This is a genomic window from Pseudomonas sp. B10(2017), assembly GCF_002113295.1.
Taxonomy (GTDB): domain Bacteria; phylum Pseudomonadota; class Gammaproteobacteria; order Pseudomonadales; family Pseudomonadaceae; genus Aquipseudomonas; species Aquipseudomonas pudica.
The window spans coordinates 17,363-37,424 of record NZ_NEJU01000024.1 but is presented as its reverse complement, the minus strand read 5'-3'; the positions used below and the strand labels follow the sequence as shown (position 1 = coordinate 37,424).

Here is a 20,062-nt window from a genome sequence, read left to right as displayed (position 1 = left end):
CACATTCTCACCAGGTTCACCTCTCAACGGAGGTAAATCTCTTTTTTTAACAACCACTTACCATCCACGCCGATCAAACGCCAGCTTTTTTGCGGTGGCCATGGAAAACCATTGTTGCACAGCGACAGCGATGCTCACAAATTTTCATGTCTCACCATTGAAAATTTATGTCGCAATTTTGAATGTTTTTGCGCCATGCGCCGTGATAGCGGCTTGGCTCGAGTCTGAAGCGTTTCAGCCATGACTGCAAGTAAGGCTTGTGGCCGGCAGTCTGGGACAGAAAAGCCTGCCGCGTGACAACGCAGCAGGCTAGTCGAAAGTCAGTAATCGCTCAGCAACTGGGCGGCGGGGTGGTGCCGCCCGGAAGGTATCAGCGGGCCGAGGCCAGCTCTTGTTGGACGCTGGCGACAGTACGTGGCCAAGGTTTACCAGCCTGGACCTTCGCTGGCAAGTTCTTGATTGCCGCAACCGCTGCGTCGCGGTTGGCGAAGTTGCCGTAAGTGACTACGTACAGCGGCTTGCCCTGCAGGTTTTTCTTGAAGTAGCGATAGTCGCCACCCTGCGCCTTGACGAACGCCTGGGCCGAAGCCTCGGAGCTGGTACCCAGGATCTGCACCACGTAATTGCCCGGTTTCTGCCCGGCGTACCAACCGCTGTTGCCGCTGCCACCGGCCACAGGCTTCTCGACAGGCTTGGCGGCCGGCTTGGCCACGGCGACCTGGGTCGGTGCTGGTGCCGGCTTGGCAGGCGCAACCGGCTTGGCAGGCTGGGTTGCGACAGGTTTTTGCGCTGGCGCAACCGGCTGTGGTTGCGGCTGCGCTGGCGCTGCGGCCACTGACTGGGCAGGTACCGGTGCCGGGCCTGCCGGCACCCCTTGCGGCGGTGCGATGGTGGTCACGGTTGGTGGCGGGTTGCCTGGCTGCAGAGCGGTATCACCGGCCGGGCTGCCTTCCTCACCTTCGCCCATGCCTGCGGCCTGGGCCAGCGGCTCGCGCATCACCGGCTGCGACTGGCCAACCAGGGGCAGCGGCATCGGCTGGGACGAACCCGAGAACTCGATGGCCGGGTTGCCACCATTGGCCTGGCCCTCGCCAAGTGGCAGCTGGGCCTGGGCGGCCGGCGCTTCGGCAGGCGCCTTGTCACCTTTCTTCGGCATCAACACCGCGGCCGCAACGGCGACCACAACCACAGCGGACAGCGCGAGCACATGTTTTTTAGGCATCTTGAACCCCATGGATGGTCGCTTGGCCGTCGAGCGGCTGGCGATCATGGCTTCGATCAAAGTGTCACGGGCGACCTGGTTGATGTTGCCAGGCCAGCCGTCGGAGTTTTCATGGATATCGACGATCTGTTCACGGCTGAACACCTCGATGCCCCGGCCAGCACCTTCCAGGCGCTGCTCCAGGTACTCGCGGGTTTCTTCTTCGCTGTAGGGGGCGAGTTCGATGATGTGGAAGCGTTCTTCCTCGATATTGATCTCATCCAGCCCGGCAATCAGCGACGGCTCACCGAACAGGAACACATGCGGGCGCCCTTCCGGTACACCCGCCGCCAATTCCAGCAACGCTTGGAGTGCCGACTCGTCGAGTTGTTCCGCATCGTCCACCAGCAAATACACTTCCTGGCCGGTCAGTGCCAGTTGCACCACCTTGGCCAGGATCGCCTGCATTTCGGCCTCGGCCACATCCAGGCTCTGCGCGACCTGGCCGAGTACGCTTGCGGCATCGCTGGCGCCACGGGCGGATACCACCACGCTCTGCACCGCCTGCTTGTTGGTACTGGCCACCAGGGCCTGGCGCAGCAAGGTCTTGCCGCTGCCCAGTGGACCGGTGACAACCAGCATCAGCTGGCTGTAGCGTGCCAGGTGGTGCAGCTGGCCGAGCACGGGCTTGCGCTGGGCCGGGAAGAACTTGAAACCGGGCACGCGGGGTGCGAACGGATCGTGGCTCAACTGGTAATGGTCGAGAAAGGCCTCATCGGCATGCAAACTGGTCATTGCGCTGTCACAACCTCAAAGCTGGGCCACGATCGCGCGGTAATCCGCCGACAACGTGGCCTGAAGAATCTCTTTCGGATAGTCGTCGGTCACCACGGCCTCGCCCATCTGGCGCAGCAGCACCAGACGCAGCCGGCCGTCGAGCACCTTCTTGTCGACCGCCATGTGCTCCATGAAATGCGCCGGGGTCATTTCCTGTGGTGGCACCACCGGCAAACCCGCGTCCTGCAACAGGCGGATTCCGCGATCGCGCTCGTCCTGGTCGATCCAGCCAAGACGCATGGACATTTCCAGGGCCATCACCGTGCCCGCCGCCACGGCTTCGCCGTGCAGCCACACACCGTAACCCATGTGGGTCTCGATGGCATGCCCGAAGGTATGCCCCAGGTTCAGCGTGGCGCGTACGCCAGACTCGCGCTCGTCGGCCCCCACCACCGCGGCCTTGGCCGCGCAGGAGCGGCGGATGGCTTCGGTCAGCGCCACCGGGTCGAGGGCGCGCAACGCCTGCATATTGTCCTCGAGCCAGGCGAGGAATGGCTTGTCGCAGATCAGGCCGTACTTGATCACTTCGGCCAGGCCTGCGGACAGCTCGCGCGCCGGCAGAGTCTTGAGGCTGGTGGTATCGATCAGCACCGCATTGGGCTGGTAGAAGGCACCGACCATGTTCTTGCCCAGCGGGTGGTTGATACCGGTCTTGCCGCCAACCGAAGAGTCGACCTGGGACAGCAGGGTGGTCGGCACCTGAATGAAATCGACGCCGCGCTGGTAGCAGGCGGCAGCGAAGCCGGCCATGTCACCGATCACGCCACCACCCAGGGCAACCACGGTGGTGCGGCGGTCGTGCCGTGCAGTCAGCAGGCCATCGAAGATCAGTTGCAGGGTTTCCCAGTTCTTGTGGGCTTCACCATCAGGCAATACCACCGGCAGCACCGAATAGGCACCCAGGGTCTTGCTCAGGCGTTCGAGATACAGGGGCGCGACGGTCTCGTTGGAAACGATGGCAACCTGCCGCCCGGCGATGTGCGGCGCCAGCAGCTCGGGCTGGTCCAGCAGGCCTTCGCCAATGTAGATCGGGTAGCTACGCTCGCCCAGGTCGACCTTTAGTGTCTGCATGTATCCCCACAATGTACTTGGGCGCGGCGCCGTTCGGGCACCCGCGCGGTAACGTTGAACCTCGCCTCGGCGCTGGTGGCCGAGAATAGTCCCGGGCTAACGGGGCGGCAACTGCTGCAAGCGCTCGAGAATATCGATCACCACCATGCGTGGCGGCCGCTCGTCGGTTTCCACCACCAGGTCGGCGATCTCACGATAAAGCGGGTCACGGGTTTCCAGCAGGGCGCGCAAGGTCGCCTCGGGGTTGGCGGTGCGCAGCAGGGGGCGATTACGATCGCGCGCGGTGCGGCCAACCTGCTGTTCCACAGAAGCATGCAGATAGATCACCCGGCCACCCTTGTGCAGGGCCTGGCGGTTGGCTTCGCGCATTACCGCGCCACCGCCGGTCGCCAGGACCACGCCGTCGAGTGCGCACAGCTCGGCGATCATCGCCTGCTCACGGTCACGGAAACCCGGCTCGCCTTCCTTGTCGAAAATCCACGGGATGTTGGCACCGCATCGCAGTTCGATTTCCTTGTCGGAATCCTTGAACAGCAAGCGCAGCTCTTTGGCCAATAGGCGTCCGATGGTGCTTTTACCAGCGCCCATGGGTCCCACAAGTATCAAATTTCGCACAGAATCAACGACTCACAGCAATCGCCTGGTCACTCATGATACGCGGAGTCAGGAAGACCAGCAGCTCGGATTTTTTCTCTTGTAATGCATCGCGTCGAAACAGCCGCCCAACATACGGCAGATCGCCGAAAAATGGCACCTTGTCGACCACATTGTTTTGCGAAGTCGAGTACACGCCACCGATAACGATCGTTTCACCATCCACCACGCGAACCTTGGCATTGACCTCGTTCTTGCGGATCGGTGGTACGTTGTTCAAGGCATTGACGTAATCCGGCTCGTCCTTGGTCACCCTGACGGTCATGATTACCTTGTTGTCCGGGGTGATCTGCGGGGTCACCTCCAGCGACAGCGAGGCTTCGCGGAACGCTACCGAGGTTGCGCCGCTTTTGCTGGTTTCCTGGTACGGCACCTCGGTACCCTTGAGAATCCTGGCCGTTTCCTTGTCAGCCGTGACCACCTTGGGCTGCGAAATGATTTCGCCGTTGCCGCTCTTTTCCATGGCACTGAGTTCCAGGTCGAGCAGCACGTCGCCACGCAGCACGCCCAGGCCGATACTGCCGCCCACCCGCTCCACCCCGAGATCGACGAACAGGTCCTTGCCCGGCCGAGGGTCCTCAATGTAAAGCGGCCCACCCCAGCGCACCCCCAGGCTTTTTTCGTAATCGACATTGGCTTCGACGATACGCGCCTCGATCGCTACCTGGCGCACCGGCACATCCAGTTGCTCCACCAGTTGCCTCAGCTCGGCAAGGCGGTCGGCCGGCTGGTGCACCACCAGCGTGTTGGTGCGCTCATCGACACTGAGGCTGCCCCGACCGGTGAGGATGCCGTCATCCGCCAGGCTCGCCAGCAGCAGCTCCGCAAGTTCGGCGGCCTTGGCGTGATGGATGGGCAACAGCTCTCGGAGCAACGGCTGCAACTGCGCATCCAGCGCCTGACCCACACGGGCATCGACAGACTGCGCGGCGAACTCGGCCGCAGGCGCCACAAGCAGCACATTACCCTCCTGGCGCCGGGCCAGGCCCTTGCTGCGCAGCACCAGGTCCAGCGCCTGGTCCCATGGCACATCCTGCAAGCGCAAGGTGACGCTACCCTGCACGGCATCGCTGGCGACCAGGTTTACCCCGGCATAGTCAGCCAGCACCTGCAGCACCGAGCGCACTTCCACATCCTGGAAGTTCAGCGACAGAGGTTCACCCTGGTAGGGCGTCGCCGACGCCAGCGGGACCGGCAGCAGGGCTGCCAGCATCCATTTCATCAATGTTTTCATCGTCGTCCGGGGCCTCCGTGCCCAAGTGCTTTGCGAGCGTGATGAACGCCGTACGTTCATGCCACTCCCCTGCGATGAACAGCCGTTCGAGTACTTCGACCTGGGCTTGATCAACCCTCGCCACCACCCCCTGGTCACGCCCGACTCGGTCCCCAGGGCGCACGCGATAGAGTCTGCCAGCAGCCACCAGCAGTGCTTCGTGTTCCGCCCCACGCGACAGGCTGCCGACCATCTCCAGTTGCGCCAAAGGCACGCCAGCCAACCCGCTGACCGTCAATCGCTTCGCCCCAGGCGCAAACGGGTCGACTGGCGGCGCTGCCATCACGCCCCTGGCCGGCATGCGCGCATACATCGCAGGCTCCGGCACTGGCGCCAGCGCCTGAAAGGCATCAACCCGCAACTGCAGGCGCAGCAGGCCAGGCTTGCCATCTACTGCAGCCAGCTGCAGGTCACCACTGCGTAGCACACGCGCCTGGCCCAACCAGTCGCCCAGCCACTGACGCAGGGCCGCGTAACGCCCCACCACCTGAAGCTCCAGCGGCACCTTGCGAAAGCCGGCCTGCTGTTCGTCTTCATGTACATCGAAGCGCTCGATGAGCAAGCCGTGCGCATGGCCCGACGCCGCCAGGCGCTCGAGCAGGTCACTCATGCCCTCCCCGGCTGCCAGGTGCCAGTACGCCTCCCGCAAGCGTCGCTCGGCAACGGCCACAGACGCGTGGAGTTGCTCCAGCTCGGCCAGCTGCACCTCGCCGGCTGAATGCTGCTCGTGCAACTCGGCATGCCGAGCCTCCTCCCGCGCCTGCTGCTGCAGTGCTGCAGGGAGAAGTATGGCGCAGCCCAGGCCGAACAACGCCAAGGCCACCAGCACGGGCGCCAGCTGCCTGAAGCGGCTGGAGCGCTCGGCCACGGCCAACCAGCCGAGCACCTGCGCAGCATTCACGACCAGAACGCCGAAACGCGCGCACCCAGCAGGAATTCATCGCCGCCCGGCAGGCTCCTGATGCGCTTGAGCTCCAGACCGACCAGCGCGCCGGAGCGGCTCAGGTCACGCATGAACTGCGCGACCACGGCGCCCGAGGTGGCCAGCCCGGTCATCTGCAGGTTGCCGTCTTCCAGGCTGAGGTCGAGCAATTGCACACCCACTGGCAACGCCCGCTCGAGGTCAGCAAACACCCCGGCCAGCACATCCTGGTGGGCACGCAGGCCCTCCAGCGCCACCGCCCGTGCCAGTAGCGCCTCGTGCTGCGCACGCACATCGGCCAGCGGCTGCAATTGCTCGCCCAACACCTCAAGTGCTGCCTGGTGTCGGGTATTGGCCAGCGCCTGCTGCTGCCCGCGCTGGCGGGCCAGCTGGTCGACCAGCGTCACGCCACACAGGGCGAGCAGCGCTCCGGCGACCAGCTGCCTTCGAAAAGACCGCAACGTAGCCCGGCGTTGCCGTTCGCGCCAAGGCAGAAGATTCAGCCGCATCATCGGCGCAACCCTCCCAGAGCCAGGGCGCACGCCAGGATCATCGCGCCATCGACATGTTCCAGGCGGGCCAGATCGGGTACCAGGCGACACGGCAGGTTCAACCGGGAGCCGAGGCTCTGCAACTGCCCCGGTTCGATAGGGGAACGGCTGGCAATCAACAGGCAATCGGGCAAAGGCTCACTGGCGAGCAAGGCCAGCAAGCGCTCCGGCAGCGCTCCCGCTATCGTCGACAGGCCCAGGCTCAGCTCACGCCGCTGCTGAGGCCGGCCCGACTGCCAGCTATGAAGGGTGGTGCTTTGCGCCTCGATACGCAGCAGCGCCGAGCGCTGCTGCCTGTCCAGTGGCAGCATGCGCCCCAAGGCAATGCTGTCGACCTCCACGGCCTCCAGTTGCAACCCGGCCTCCTCGATGATGCTTTCAAGTGGCGCCAGTGCACTCTGTCGGCACGCAGCTACCATCACCTCAGCGCAGCCTGGCTCGACCCTAGAGCCTCCCAGAACCTGAAAATCCAGGGCCAGGTCTTCCAGCGGAAATGGAAACAGCCGTTCGGCGTCAGCCAGCAACTGCGCCTCCATTTCTGGCCCACCCTGTTCCACCGGCAGATGGCACACTTTGCAGATCACCTGGTTGCCCGGCAGTGCCAGCGCGACCCTGCGCTGCCTGAGGCCGCTGCGTCGGTAGGCCCGCCTCAAGGCAGCCGCCACGGCGCCAGGTTCTGCCACCCAATCACTGCCAGCCGGTGATTCGAACGGTTCTTGTACCGAGGCAAGCACCCGGCAGCGCCGGTTACGCCGCTGCAATTGCACAATCCGAACGGAGTCAGGGGCAATTTCCACCCCCAAGAGTGAACCGGCATCCTTGCCGAAGCGTCCTAGCATCGTGGCATCCTTGTTGTCTGTCGCCGCCGTCTGTCGCGACTACCTGCCCCAACCCCGCGTCAACACTAGGCCGCGCCGCCCCATCGAGGCGACGGGCAGCCTGGCCGGTAACCCGGAGAGGCGAAAAAATGCTTATAATGCCCAGCGTTTTTTGGTCCGCCGGACCTGCGTGCAATCCACTCCCAACCTGGACACCGAAAAGCCTTGATACGTCTGCTGAAGTTCTTCTGGTGGTCTTCCGTCGCAGTCATCTGCGCGCTCGTACTCGGTGTGAGCGGTGCGTTTCTGTATCTTAGCCCCAGCCTGCCCTCGGTCGAATCGCTCAGAAGCATCCAGTTGCAGATCCCCCTCAGGGTGTACAGCAGCGACGGCAAGCTGATTGCCGAGTTTGGCGAAATGCGTCGGTCGCCGATCCGCTTTGCGGAAATTCCCCCACAATTCATACAGGCGCTTCTGTCAGCCGAGGACGACAATTTCCTCAACCACTACGGTGTCGACCCCAGCAGCCTGATGCGCGCCGCAACCCAGCTGGTGAAAACCGGCCACATCCAGACCGGCGGCAGCACCATCACCATGCAGGTGGCGAAGAACTTCTTCCTCACCAGCGAGCGCAGCTTCTCGCGCAAGACCAACGAAATTCTGCTGGCGCTGCAGATCGAACGTGAGCTGACCAAGGACGAGATCCTCGAGCTGTACGTGAACAAGATCTACCTGGGCAACCGCGCGTACGGTATCGATGCCGCTGCGCAGGTGTACTACGGCAAGTCGATCCGCGACGTGAGCCTGGCGCAGATGGCGATGATCGCCGGCCTGCCCAAGGCACCCTCTCGCTTCAACCCGCTGGCCAACCCGGTGCGCGCCAAGGAGCGCCGCGACTGGATCCTCGGCCGCATGTACAAGCTTGGCAAGATCGACGAAGCCAGCTACCAGGCAGCCCTGGCCGAGCCGCTCAACGCCAGCTACCACGTGCCCACGCCTGAAGTGAATGCGCCTTACATCGCCGAAATGGCCCGCGCCGAAATGGTCGGCCGCTACGGCAGCGACGCCTACACCGAAGGCTTCCGTGTCACCACCACGGTGCCCAGCGACATGCAGGAAATGGCCAACAAGGCCATCCTCAACGGCCTCTCCGACTACGATGAGCGCCACGGCTACCGCGGCCCCGAAGCACGCTTCCCGGGGCGTACCCAGGCGGCCTGGCTGCAGGAACTGGGCAAGCAGCGCAGCCTTGGCGGCCTGGAGCCGGCCATCGTCACCCAGGTCGAAAAAACCGGCCTCAAGGTGCTGACCCGCAGCGGCCAGGAAGAGCTGGTGGCCTGGGACACCATGAAATGGGCACGCCCGTTCATCAATAGCAACTCCCAGGGCCGTGCGCCGCAGTCGCCGGCAGACGTGGCCCAGGTCGGTGACCTGGTGCGCCTGCAGCGCCTTGAGGATGGCAAGTTCAAGTTCAGCCAGGTGCCTGGCGCGCAGAGCGCGCTGGTCACCCTCGACCCTTACAACGGCGCCATCCGCGCCCTGGTCGGCGGCTTCTCGTTCGAGCAGAGCAACTACAACCGCGCCATGCAGGCCAAGCGGCAGCCGGGCTCGAGCTTCAAACCGTTCATCTACAGCGCCGCCCTGGACAGTGGCTACACCGCATCCAGCCTGGTCAACGATGCACCGATCGTCTTCGTCGACGAGTACCTGGACAAGGTCTGGCGACCGAAGAACGACACCAACACCTTCCTCGGCCCGATCCGCATGCGCGAAGCGCTGTACAAGTCGCGCAACCTGGTGTCGATCCGCCTGCTGCAGGCCATGGGCGTGGACCGCACCATCGACTACATCGCCAAGTTCGGCTTCAACAAGCAGGACCTGCCACGCAACCTGTCGCTGGCACTGGGCACCGCCACCCTGACCCCGATGGAAATCGCCACTGGCTGGAGCACCTTTGCCAACGGCGGCTACAAGATCACCCCGTACCTGATCGAGCGCATCGAAAGCCGCAGCGGCGAGACGCTGTTTACCGCCAACCCGGCCCGCGTACCACAAGGTGCCGAGGACCAGGCGGGTGTGGCCGCGCCCGAACAGCCGATCAGCACCGCCGCCATGCCGGGCGAGGCACCCGCCGCCTTCGGCCAGGTGGCGCCTGCACCGCAGGCGCCGGCTGTGGCCGAGCAGATAGTCGACGGGCGTACCACCTACATCCTCACCAGCATGCTGCAGGACGTGATCAAGCGCGGTACCGGCCGCCGGGCGCTGGCCTTGGGCCGCACCGATCTGGCAGGCAAGACCGGTACCACCAACGAATCCAAGGACGCCTGGTTCTCCGGCTACAACGCCGACTACGTGACCACCGTCTGGGTCGGTTTCGACCAGCCCGAAACCCTTGGGCGCCGCGAGTACGGCGGCACGGCGGCACTGCCGATCTGGATGAGCTTCATGGGCGCGGCGCTCAAGGACAAGCCTGCGCATGCGCCAGCAGAGCCGGAAGGCATCCTCAGCCTGCGCGTCGACCCGGTCAGCGGCCGTGCCGCTTCGCCGAGCACGCCGAATGCCTACTTCGAGCTGTTCAAGGCCGAGGATTCGCCGCCGTCGGTGGACGAACTGGGCACTGGCGCAGCACCGGGCAGCCCGTTGCCGGCGGATGAAGCGGCGCCGATGGATCTGTTCTGAAGCACAGCGGTTAACGCCGCCCCCTACAAGGGACGGCATCATCAGTGCAGCGTGTAAACAAAAAGCCCCGGCTCATACGAGCCGGGGCTTTTTGTGTCGCCAGGCAGCAATCAGCCTTTGAACACGTCATCCACGCTGGTCAGCGGGTAGTGCTTCGGATACGGCAGGGTAGCCACGCCGGATTCGATGGCGGCCTTGGCCACCGCGTCGGAAACGACGGTGATCAGGCGAGCGTCCAGCGGCTTCGGAATGATGTACTCACGGCCGAACTCCAGGCCTTCCACGCCGTAGGCCTCGCAGACTTCCTTCGGCACTGGCAGCTTGGCCAGGTCTTTCAGGGCGATGGCGGCGGCGATCTTCATTTCTTCGTTGATGCGCTTGGCGCGAACGTCCAGGGCACCACGGAAGATGAACGGGAAGCCCAGTACGTTGTTGACCTGGTTCGGGTAGTCGGAACGACCGGTAGCCATGATCACGTCGCTGCGGGTGGCGTGCGCCAGCTCAGGCGAGATTTCCGGGTCCGGGTTCGAGCAGGCGAACACGATCGGGTTGGCAGCCATCGACTTCAGGCCTTCGGCGCTCAGCAGGTTCGGGCCGGACAGGCCTACGAACACGTCGGCACCGTCGAGGGCGTCAGCCAGGGTGCGCTTGTCGGTTGCGTGGGCGAACTGCGCCTTGTACTGGTTCAGGTCGTCACGGCCAGCGTGAATCACGCCGCTGCGGTCGATCATGTAGATGTTCTCGACCTTGGCGCCCATGCTCACCAGGAGCTTCATGCAGGAGATCGCGGCAGCGCCGGCACCCAGGCAGACGATCTTGGCGTCTTCCAGCTTCTTGCCGGCGATTTCCAGGGCGTTGATCATGCCGGCAGCGGTCACGATGGCAGTACCGTGCTGGTCATCGTGGAATACCGGGATGTCGCACTGTTCGATCAGGGTGCGCTCGATTTCGAAGCACTCAGGCGCCTTGATGTCTTCGAGGTTGATGCCACCGAAGGTGATCGAGATGCGGCGAACGGTGTCGATGAAAGCCTGCGGGCTTTCCGATTCCACTTCGATGTCGAACACGTCGATACCAGCGAAACGCTTGAACAGAACACCCTTGCCTTCCATGACCGGCTTGGAAGCCAGTGGGCCAAGGTCACCCAGACCGAGGATGGCGGTGCCGTCGGAAATCACCGCAACCAGGTTGCCTTTGCCGGTGTATTTGTAAGCCAGCTCTGGATCACGGCCGATTTCACGCACGGGCTCAGCAACACCTGGGCTGTAGGCGAGGGCGAGATCACGGGCGGTGGCGGTGGGCTTGGAAAGCTCGACGCTCAGTTTCCCCGGACGAGGTTGAGCGTGATATTCGAGAGCGGCGGTTTTCAGGTCTGACATGGTGGGCATTCCGCTATTTACTGTTCTGACGGACCGCCGAGGATACGCAAAGAGCCGGGGAGCCACAAGACTGGTCGGTCACTTGTGTCAAGGCCTTTAGCCTACGACTTTACGCTATAACCCACGGGGCATACGCCTCACAGTGTGTACAATCTAATAGCGAAATGTCTACATCTTTTAGCCTGAAATGCGCTCCAACATGCCCGGATCGGTCAACGGCAACAGCCAGCGTCGCTGCCCGGGCTTCAGGCCGCCCTTACGGGAACGATCCAGCACCCAGCCACGCGCCTCGACCTGGCGCCCCTTGAGGTTATCGAAGAAGCTGGCGGGGAAGTTGCGCTGCAGACGAGCGGGAACCTGCAGCACCACGGCCCCGTCCAGGTTCAGCCAGACCCCGCCACGGTTGCGCTCCACGTCTTCGATGCGGCCCGCAATGATCGCGAAACCCGACTGCCTCACATCCCCGGCACGCACCACAGGCGAACGACGCCACAGCCCGGAGCCAGCCTTGCGCGCAGCCTGCTCGGCAAGCTGCTGGCAAGCGCTGAGGCGCACATTTGGGGCAACCGCGACGCGATAGCCCAAACCCTCGCTGAGCAACTGTGCCTCGATATTGTCGCCATTGCGGCCGTAGATATGCGCCAGCGTGCGGCCGTATTTGTCCTTGGACTGGACGCCCGGCTCCAGCACGACACGCCCGTCGCTGGCCTTGACCAAGGCCTGCAAACGTTGCCTGGCGGACTCGGCATAGGGCTCGCTGTTGCGCCCGTTGCGGCCGATTTCCGGGGCGTTGATACCGATCAGTCGCACGCTGCGGCCATCGACTAGACGCAAGGTATCGCCATCCACCACCTGCCGTACCGCCACCCACTGTGGGCTGTCCGGCAGCGGGCAGAACGCCAGGGCCGGGAAATGCCAGATGACGCCCATAAAAAAGGCGCCCACAAGGGGCGCCTTTTTTTGCAGCAATGCGAAACCCGAGGGGCTCGCCATGCGCATGATTACTTCTTGGTACCGAACATACCGAAGCGATCGGCGAACTTCTGTACGCGACCACCGGTGTCCAGGACTTTCTGCTTACCGGTGTAGAACGGGTGGCACAGGTTGCAAACGTCGATCGACAGGGTGCTGCCCAGGGTCGAACGGGTTTCAAACTTGTTGCCGCAGCTGCAGGTGACTGCAACTACTTCGTAGTTCGGATGAATATCTGCTTTCATGGTCACTTCCTCGAGCTGCGTGCCGCCACCCAACACCAATTGTTGAATACCGCACGTAATTAGGCGGCGAATAATACCAGAGCATCACGCCAACGCAAGTTGTCGCTTGCACCGACCGTCGTCTGCTAGGCTCGCCAGTCTTTGAAACGCCCTCCGAGACTTTTCGCGTGTCCGACGTCATCCTGCGCCTTGCCCTGCCCTCCCCGCTGCGTCGCCTGTTCGACTACAAGGCGCCGGCAAGCATGGCGCGCCAAGCCTTGACCCCGGGCATGCGCATTCGCGTGCCATTCGGCCGCCGCGAAATGATCGGCGTGCTGGTGGAGGTGTGCGAGCAAAGCGAAGTGCCCGCCGACAAGCTCAAGCCGGCCAGCGCCCTGCTCGACCCGGTGTCGCCGATCCCGCCGTCGCTGTTCAGGTTGTGCCTGTGGACCGCCCAGTACTACCAGCACAGCCTGGGTGACACCCTGAGCTGGGCCTTGCCGACCCTGCTGCGCCAGGGCGAACCCGCCGAGATGCGTCAGGAGCGCTTCTGGCACGTCGCCCCCGACGCCCGCCTGGAAGACCCTCGCATCGCCCGCGCACCGCGCCAGCGCGATGCCCTCAAGACCCTGGCCCAGCACCCGCACGGCGTGGCCCACAGCCTGCTGGCCAAGCTCAACCTGAACAAGGACAGCCTCGACCTGCTGCTGGCCAAGGACCTGGTACAGATCGAGGTCCGCCGCCACCTGCCGGCGCTGCGCCACGAACACTGGCTGGCACAGCCGGAACTACCGCTCAACGAAGAGCAACGCGACGCCTTCGACGCCGTGCGCGAAGGCTTTGGCGGCTTCGGCGCCTTCCTGTTGGCCGGTGTCACCGGCAGCGGCAAGACCGAGGTGTACCTGCAACTGATCCGCGAAACACTGGAGGCGGGCAAGCAGGCCCTGGTGCTGATCCCGGAGATCAACCTCGGCCCTCAGACCCTGGCCCGCTTCGAGCAACGCTTCAACGCCCGCATCGCCCTGCTTCATTCGGCGGTGAACGACCGCGAACGCCTGGATGCCTGGCTGGCAGCCCGGGACGGCGAGGCAGACATCATCATCGGTACCCGCTCGGCGCTGTTCACGCCGATGAAGAACCCCGGCCTGATCATCATCGACGAGGAGCACGACGGCTCCTATAAACAGCAGGAAGGCCTGCGCTACCACGCCCGCGACCTGGCGTTGGTGCGTGCCCATCAGGAAAACGTCCCGATCCTGCTCGGTTCTGCCACGCCATCACTGGAAACCCTGCACAACGCGCTGACCGGCCGCTACCGCCTGCTGCGCATGAACCAGCGCGCTGGCGGCGCCCGCCCGCCGCGGATGCTGCGTCTGGATGTGAAGAGCCTGCCACTGGACAGCGGCATCAGCGGCCCACTGCAGCAGGCCATCCGCCAAACCCTGGAGGCAGGCCAGCAAGTGCTGGTTTTCCTCAACCGCCGCGGTTTCGCCCCGACCTTGCTGTGCCACGACTGCGGCTGGCTGTCCGAATGCCCGCGCTGCGATGCGCGCATGACCGTACACCAGCGCTCCGGCGTGCTGCGCTGCCACCATTGCGGCTATGACGAGCGCCTGCCGCAGCAGTGCCCGCAGTGCAACCACGTTGACCTGCGCCCGGTCGGCGCCGGCACCGAGCGCGCCGAGGAACGCCTGAAAGTGCTGTTCCCTGATTACCCGATCCTGCGTGTGGACCGCGACAGCACGGCACGCAAGGACGCCATGCACAACCTGTTCAGCACCATCCAGCGCGGCCAGCCGAGCATCCTCGTCGGCACCCAGATGCTCGCCAAGGGCCATCACTTCCCGCGGGTGACCCTGGTGGCTATCCTCGATGCCGATGGCGGGCTGTTCTCCGGCGATTTCCGCGCCAGCGAACGCATGGCGCAGCTGATCGTGCAGGTTGCCGGGCGGGCCGGGCGGGCCGAGGAACCCGGCAAGGTCATCATCCAGACCCACCTGGCCGACCATCCACTGCTGGTGCAGCTTACCGAGCAGGGTTACTTCGCCTTCGCCGAACAGGCCCTGGACGAGCGCCGCGCCGCCGGGCTGCCGCCTTACTCACACCTGGCACTGCTGCGCGCCGAAGCGCACAAGCCCGGGCAGGCCGAAGCTTTCCTCGACGAGGCCTGCGCCGCCGCCGAGCGCCTGGTGGCCGAACAGCGCCTGCCTGGCATCGAGCTGCTGGGGCCGGTGCCAGCACCGATGGAGCGTCGCGCCGGGCGCTTCCGGGCGCAACTGTTGATACAGGCCAATACCCGGGCGCCTTTGCATCGACTGATCAGCTCCTGGTTGCTAGTGTTGGAGCAGATGCCGAGCGGGCGCCAGGTGCGTTGGTCGCTGGATGTCGACCCGGTAGACCTGTACTGAATCGACCGGCCTAATCGCTGGCAAGCGAGCTCCCACACGTTGCGCGCGCTCTTCTGCGGGAACTGGCTTGCCGGCGATGAGGCCCTCGAACACAACATGGAACCCTTGATGGTTGCACCCCAAAGGTTGGCAACCCGCCCCCGGCCACGGATAATGCCCAGTTTTTCCACCTGCGCATCCAAGCGCTCCACCGCGCTTGCGGTCGAAAAGAGATCCCCATGAAAGACACCATTCGCCAGCTGATCCAGCAAGCCCTCACCCAACTCGTCACCGACGGTGTGCTGCCTGAAGGGCTGTCGCCGGCGATCCAGGTGGAAAACGCCCGGGACAAGACTCACGGCGACTTCGCCAGCAACATCGCCATGATGCTGGCCAAGCCGGCCGGCATGAAGCCGCGCGACCTGGCCGAGAAACTGATCAATGCCCTGCCGGCCAGCGCCGACATCAGCAAGGTCGAGATCGCCGGCCCCGGCTTCCTCAACTTCTTCCAGAACACCGACGCCCTGGCCAACCGCCTGGATGCCGCACTGGCCGACGCCCACCTGGGCGCGCGCAAGGCCGGCCCTGCGCAAAAGGTCGTGATCGACATGTCGGCACCCAACCTGGCCAAGGAGATGCACGTCGGCCACCTGCGTTCGACCATCATCGGTGACAGCGTGGCGCGCGTGCTGGAGTTTCTCGGCGATGAGGTGATCCGCCAGAACCACGTGGGCGACTGGGGCACCCAGTTCGGCATGCTGCTGGCCTACCTGGAAGAAAACCCGATCACCAGCGACGAACTGTCCGACCTGGAAAACTTCTACCGCGCCGCCAAGAAGCGCTTCGACGAATCCGAAGAGTTCGCCACCCGCGCCCGCGGTCTGGTGGTCAAACTGCAGGCCGGTGACCCGGACTGCATGGCCCTGTGGACGCGCTTCAAGGACATTTCGCTGTCACACTGCCAGAAGACCTACGAACTGCTCAACGTCAAGCTGACCATGGCCGACGTGATGGGTGAAAGCGCCTACAACGACGACCTGGCCAACGTGGTCGCCGACCTCAAGGCCAAGGGCTTGCTGGTCGAAGACCAGGGCGCACAGTGCGTGTTCCTCGACGAGTTCAAGAACAGCGAAGGCGAACCTCTGCCGGTTATCGTGCAGAAGGCCGACGGCGGCTACCTGTACGCCACCACCGACCTGGCCGCCGTGCGCTATCGCAGCAACGTGCTCAAGGCAGACCGCGCCCTGTACTTCGTCGACCAGCGCCAGGCCCTGCACTTCAACCAAGTGTTCGAAGTTGCACGCCGCGCAGGCTTCGTCGGCCACCCGATGCAGATGGAGCACATGGGCTTCGGCACCATGAACGGCGCCGATGGCCGCCCGTTCAAAACCCGTGACGGCGGCACCGTGAAGCTGATCGACCTGCTCACCGAGGCCAAGGAGCGCGCCTACGCGCTGGTCAAGGAAAAGAACCCGAGCCTGGCCGATGACGAACTGCGACACATCGGCGAAGTGGTGGGCATTGGCGCGGTTAAGTACGCCGACTTGTCCAAGCACCGCACCAGCGACTACAGCTTCAACTTCGAGCTGATGCTCAACTTCGAAGGCAACACCGCGCCTTACCTTCTGTATGCCTACACCCGCGTGGCTGGCGTATTCCGCAAACTGGGCAAGGGCTTCGATGAAGTCGACGGCAACATCGTGCTACAGGCTGCCCATGAGCAGGACCTGGCCGCGCGCCTGGCGCAGTTTGGCGAAATCCTCAACAACGTCGCCGACAAGGGCACACCACACGTACTGTGCAGCTACCTGTACGACCTGGCCGGCCTGTTCTCCAGCTTCTACGAGAACTGCCCGATTCTTGCCGCCGAAACCCCGCAGCAGCAGCAGAGCCGCCTGCGCCTGGCGGCCCTGACCGGTCGCACCCTCAAGCAAGGTCTGGAACTGCTCGGCCTGGAAACCCTGGAGCGCATGTAAGTTGGCTGCCAAGAAAAAACCTGCACCCAAACGCGGCGCCAGCCGCCAGACGGCACCGGCCAAGCAGCCGATCCCCGGTTGGGTATGGCTGGCGGTAGGCCTGACCGTAGGCGCCTTCATCGTGTTCCTGATGAAACTCGAGCCCGGTGGCGAAGACATCAAGCGCACCAAACCCGAGCAGCAGAAGGCGGAAAAAGTGGCCGAAGCCGGCAAACCGGCGCAGACCACCCCGCAGCAGCCGGTGAAGCCGAAGTACGACTTCTACACGTTGCTGCCGGAGTCCGAGGTGATCGTGCCGCCGGAGGCCGTGCCAGAGAAGACGCCACCCGTTCCGGCCCAGCCGGTGACCCCGGTGACGCCGGCCGAAGCGGCGAAGATCGACACGGCGCGAGCTCAGGCGGCGCTTATGGGCCAGACCCCGCCACCGGCACCACCGGTGATCAAGCCGGCGGCAACCACCCAGTTCTTCCTGCAGGCCGGTTCGTTCCGCAAGCAGGCTGATGCCGACAAGGTACGCGCGCAGATCATCCTGCTGGGCCAGTCGGTGAAGGTGGAGTCGGGCACGGTCAAGGACGAAACCTGGTACCGCGTGCTGGTGGGCCCGTTCAGCAACCGCGAGCAGCTGACCGGGGCGCAGAAGCAGCTGGCCGGGGCAGGTTTCAGCAACCTGCTGCTGCAACAGCGGCAGACCCGTCAGTAAAAAAAGCCTTGCCGCTTCGGTGCGACAAGGCTTTTTCATAGGCGCTTCCGGCCTCTTCGCGGGTGAACCCGCTCCCACAGGGCTCTATGGTGCCTGTAGGAGCGAGTTCACCCGCGAATAATTTCAGCGCCCCGCATTCCGCTCGGAAACCTGGCTGTTCAGCGTCCAGAAGTCATACAGCACCCCCACAAGGAACAGCCCGCCGGTAAAGAAGTAGATGATCGCGGTGATCCACTTGCCCTGATACAGCCGGTGCAGCCCAAACACCCCCAGGAAGGTCAGCAGGATCCAGGCGATGTTGTAGTCAATGCGCCCGGACTGGAACCTGAGGTCGGCTTCACGGTCCATGGACGGGATCAGGAACAGGTCGATCAACCAGCCGATGCCCAGCAAGCCAAGGGTGAAGAACCAGATGGTGCCGGTTACTGGCTTGCCGTAATAGAAACGATGCGACCCGGTAAAGCCGAAAATCCATAGCAGGTAGCCAATGGTCTTGCTGTGGGTGTCGTGAAACGGCGCCCCTTGTTGATAACTGTTCATTCATAGCCCCCGTGGGTTATCCGAAAATTTTCTAAGAAAAAATGTGACTTTCTTGTCGCAGGCCGACGTACGGCACCTGGACAATCGACCAACGGATCAAAGATTGATCAAAAAGCTGTTATAAAGTTGCGCGCCCAACACATAACTATTCATAAGAGCTTCATCTATGCCGCCTTTACTCAAGACATGGCTGACCCTCTGCCTATTATTGCCCCTGGCCGCCCACGCCACCAATCGTGAGCAACGTCTTCCCAATGGTTTTACCGGCTACACCACCAATGCCTCGGTAAGACATGCACCGGTCAAGCAGACCGCGCTGCGCACCCGCCCAAGCAATGTCGCTAGCAGCCGCAGCGTGCCCGGTGTGCCGGTCGCCGCCATGTCGCCGAAGCAGAGCAGCGACGTGCTCAGCCGTGCGGTGAATGTGCTTGGTACCCCTTATGTCTGGGGCGGCAGCAGCCCGAAGAAAGGCTTCGACTGCAGCGGGCTGGTCAAATACGCCTTCAACGACGTCGCCGACGTCGACCTGCCGCGCACCTCCAATGCCATGGCTCAGGGCCACGGCGTCAAGGTGGCAAAGAGTGACCTGAAGCCAGGTGACCTGATCTTCTTCAACATCAAGAGCCGCCGGGTGAACCACGTTGCCATCTACCTGGGCAACGACCGCTTCATCCATGCTCCACGCCGTGGCAAGCGGGTAAGCATCGATACCTTGAGCAAGCCGTACTGGCAGAAGCATTACGTGGTGGCCAAGCGAGTGCTGCCGAAAGAACAGCAGCAGCTGAACCTGGCCAAGCGCTGATCTGATCAGCCCTCTCCTGTATCGGCCTCTTCGCGGGCGTGCCCGCGAAGGGGCCGGTACCGCCACTACAAGTCTTCGATCAGCCCTCGCTCCCTCAGCCCCCGCATTGCCCCTTCCATCGTCCGCATCCCGTCCGCACCACCCGCCTGCATCACCGAACACAACTGCGCCATCCGTCCTTCCCGAACCAGATTACGCACCGCTGGCGTTAACACCAGCACTTCCCGCGCAGCAACTCGACCACCGCCCGCACGCCTGACCAGCACCTGCGCCACCACCAGGCGCAACGACTCGGCCAGCATCACCCGCACCAGTGGCTTCTCTTCTGCAGCGAACACCTCCACCAACCGGTCAATGCTGTTGACCGCCGAACGCGTATGCACAGTCGCCAACACCAGGTGCCCGGTCTCGGCCGCACGCAAGGCCAGGCGAATGGTTTCCAGGTCGCGCAGCTCACCGATCATGATCACATCCGGATCCTGGCGCAGGGCACTGCGCAGCCCTTGGGCGAACCCACCGCAATGGCGGCCGACCTCGCGCTGGTTGACCAGGCTGCGCTGGCTGCTGTGGATAACCTCGACAGGGTCTTCGAGGGTGATGATATGCAGAGCCCGATCGCGGTTCAGTTGGTCGAGCAGTGTCGCCAAGGTGCTGGACTTGCCGCTCCCGGTCGGTCCACCAACGAGGATCAAGCCATCGCTGCACTGCGCAACAGCTTGAAACACATCCCCCAGGTCAAGTTCATCGAGTGTGGCGATATGCCCCGGAATCAGGCGAAAGGTGGCCGCAGGGCCATGCAACTGGCGAAACAGATTCAGCCGAAAGCGCCCCACCATCGGCAGTTCCAGCGCAAGGTCCAGCTCATCACCCTGGGCCCACTGTCGGCGCTGGTCTTCATCCAGCATGGGCGCCATGCCCTCGGTCAAGGCAGCCGGGCCCAAGGTCGGCAGTGCCATGCGCTGCAGCTCGCCATCCAGGCGCAACATCGGTATCTGGCCCGCCGCCAAGTGCAGGTCGGAAGCCCCCGCATCCACGGCCCGGGCCAACAGTTCGGTCACATCCATGAGACTCCCCAA

Annotated in this window: 17 protein-coding genes; 5 read left to right on the top strand and 12 right to left on the bottom strand. The window is 63.7% G+C overall.

Annotated elements, in window-relative coordinates; translation table 11 throughout:
- Window positions 1-370: 370 nt before the first annotated feature.
- From CAF92_RS23070 to pilM, 7 genes are all read right to left on the bottom strand, one after another.
- On the bottom strand, window positions 371-1,996 hold the full coding sequence (locus CAF92_RS23070) for an SPOR domain-containing protein (RefSeq protein ID WP_046613525.1): 1,626 nt from the start codon (window positions 1,994-1,996) through the stop codon (window positions 371-373).
- 15 nt (window positions 1,997-2,011) lie between these two features.
- Window positions 2,012-3,109 carry a 3-dehydroquinate synthase gene (gene aroB, locus CAF92_RS23065; protein WP_046613526.1) on the bottom strand — a complete coding sequence of 366 codons (1,098 nt, stop codon included), beginning with the start codon at window positions 3,107-3,109 and terminating at the stop codon, window positions 2,012-2,014.
- Between the two features lie 96 nt (window positions 3,110-3,205).
- Window positions 3,206-3,724: a shikimate kinase AroK gene (gene aroK, locus CAF92_RS23060; RefSeq protein WP_046613527.1), complete on the bottom strand. Its 519-nt coding sequence runs from the start codon at window positions 3,722-3,724 to the stop codon at window positions 3,206-3,208.
- A 4-nt stretch (window positions 3,725-3,728) separates the two neighbouring features.
- Entirely contained in the window at window positions 3,729-4,997 is a 1,269-nt protein-coding gene (locus CAF92_RS23055) for a type IV pilus secretin PilQ (protein ID WP_085602024.1), read from the bottom strand.
- Window positions 4,921-5,922, bottom strand: a complete 1,002-nt coding sequence (locus tag CAF92_RS23050) for a pilus assembly protein PilP (protein WP_046613726.1) — start codon at window positions 5,920-5,922, stop codon at window positions 4,921-4,923. Before CAF92_RS23050 ends, CAF92_RS23055 begins: the two co-directional genes overlap by 77 nt.
- An 11-nt stretch (window positions 5,923-5,933) precedes the next feature.
- Window positions 5,934-6,470 (bottom strand): PilN domain-containing protein, encoded by a 537-nt coding sequence (locus CAF92_RS23045; RefSeq protein ID WP_085602023.1) that lies wholly within the window; start codon window positions 6,468-6,470, stop codon window positions 5,934-5,936.
- Window positions 6,467-7,348 (bottom strand): type IV pilus biogenesis protein PilM, encoded by an 882-nt coding sequence (gene pilM / locus CAF92_RS23040; protein WP_085602022.1) that lies wholly within the window; start codon window positions 7,346-7,348, stop codon window positions 6,467-6,469. The genes CAF92_RS23045 and pilM overlap by 4 nt, the downstream gene beginning before the upstream one ends.
- Window positions 7,349-7,555: 207 nt before the next feature.
- On the opposite strand from pilM, the gene CAF92_RS23035 reads away from it, so the two are divergent.
- A complete protein-coding gene (locus CAF92_RS23035; protein ID WP_371916251.1) occupies window positions 7,556-10,006 on the top strand; it encodes a penicillin-binding protein 1A in 2,451 nt (816 codons plus the stop codon).
- A 110-nt stretch (window positions 10,007-10,116) separates the two neighbouring features.
- Here CAF92_RS23035 and CAF92_RS23030 read toward each other — a convergent pair whose 3' ends face one another.
- The 3 genes from CAF92_RS23030 to rpmE form a co-directional block, all read right to left on the bottom strand.
- Window positions 10,117-11,385 carry a malic enzyme-like NAD(P)-binding protein gene (locus CAF92_RS23030; RefSeq protein WP_046613532.1) on the bottom strand — a complete coding sequence of 423 codons (1,269 nt, stop codon included), beginning with the start codon at window positions 11,383-11,385 and terminating at the stop codon, window positions 10,117-10,119.
- 177 nt (window positions 11,386-11,562) lie between these two features.
- Entirely contained in the window at window positions 11,563-12,384 is an 822-nt protein-coding gene (locus CAF92_RS23025) for a thermonuclease family protein (RefSeq protein ID WP_085602021.1), read from the bottom strand.
- Between the two features lie 2 nt (window positions 12,385-12,386).
- Complete coding sequence (rpmE, locus tag CAF92_RS23020) at window positions 12,387-12,602, bottom strand: 50S ribosomal protein L31 (protein ID WP_046613534.1); 216 nt, start codon at window positions 12,600-12,602, stop codon at window positions 12,387-12,389.
- A 167-nt stretch (window positions 12,603-12,769) separates the two neighbouring features.
- On the opposite strand from rpmE, the gene CAF92_RS23015 reads away from it, so the two are divergent.
- From CAF92_RS23015 to CAF92_RS23005, 3 genes are all read left to right on the top strand, one after another.
- Window positions 12,770-14,989: a primosomal protein N' gene (locus CAF92_RS23015; RefSeq protein WP_085602020.1), complete on the top strand. Its 2,220-nt coding sequence runs from the start codon at window positions 12,770-12,772 to the stop codon at window positions 14,987-14,989.
- A 218-nt stretch (window positions 14,990-15,207) separates the two neighbouring features.
- Window positions 15,208-16,944, top strand: coding sequence for an arginine--tRNA ligase (gene argS, locus CAF92_RS23010; RefSeq protein WP_046613536.1), 1,737 nt, complete (start codon window positions 15,208-15,210; stop codon window positions 16,942-16,944).
- Window position 16,945: 1 nt separating this feature from the next.
- Window positions 16,946-17,644: an SPOR domain-containing protein gene (locus CAF92_RS23005; protein ID WP_046613537.1), complete on the top strand. Its 699-nt coding sequence runs from the start codon at window positions 16,946-16,948 to the stop codon at window positions 17,642-17,644.
- A gap of 123 nt (window positions 17,645-17,767) precedes the next feature.
- On the opposite strand, the gene CAF92_RS23000 is transcribed toward CAF92_RS23005, so the two are convergent.
- Window positions 17,768-18,184, bottom strand: coding sequence for a TM2 domain-containing protein (locus tag CAF92_RS23000; RefSeq protein ID WP_085602019.1), 417 nt, complete (start codon window positions 18,182-18,184; stop codon window positions 17,768-17,770).
- A gap of 166 nt (window positions 18,185-18,350) precedes the next feature.
- Between CAF92_RS23000 and CAF92_RS22995 the strand changes: the two genes are divergently transcribed.
- A complete protein-coding gene (locus CAF92_RS22995; protein WP_085602018.1) occupies window positions 18,351-18,986 on the top strand; it encodes a C40 family peptidase in 636 nt (211 codons plus the stop codon).
- A gap of 65 nt (window positions 18,987-19,051) precedes the next feature.
- Here CAF92_RS22995 and CAF92_RS22990 read toward each other — a convergent pair whose 3' ends face one another.
- The gene (locus CAF92_RS22990; RefSeq protein ID WP_085602017.1) at window positions 19,052-20,050 is read right to left on the bottom strand and encodes a type IV pilus twitching motility protein PilT; all 999 of its coding nucleotides are present in this window, start codon (window positions 20,048-20,050) and stop codon (window positions 19,052-19,054) included.
- Window positions 20,051-20,062: the final 12 nt, after the last annotated feature.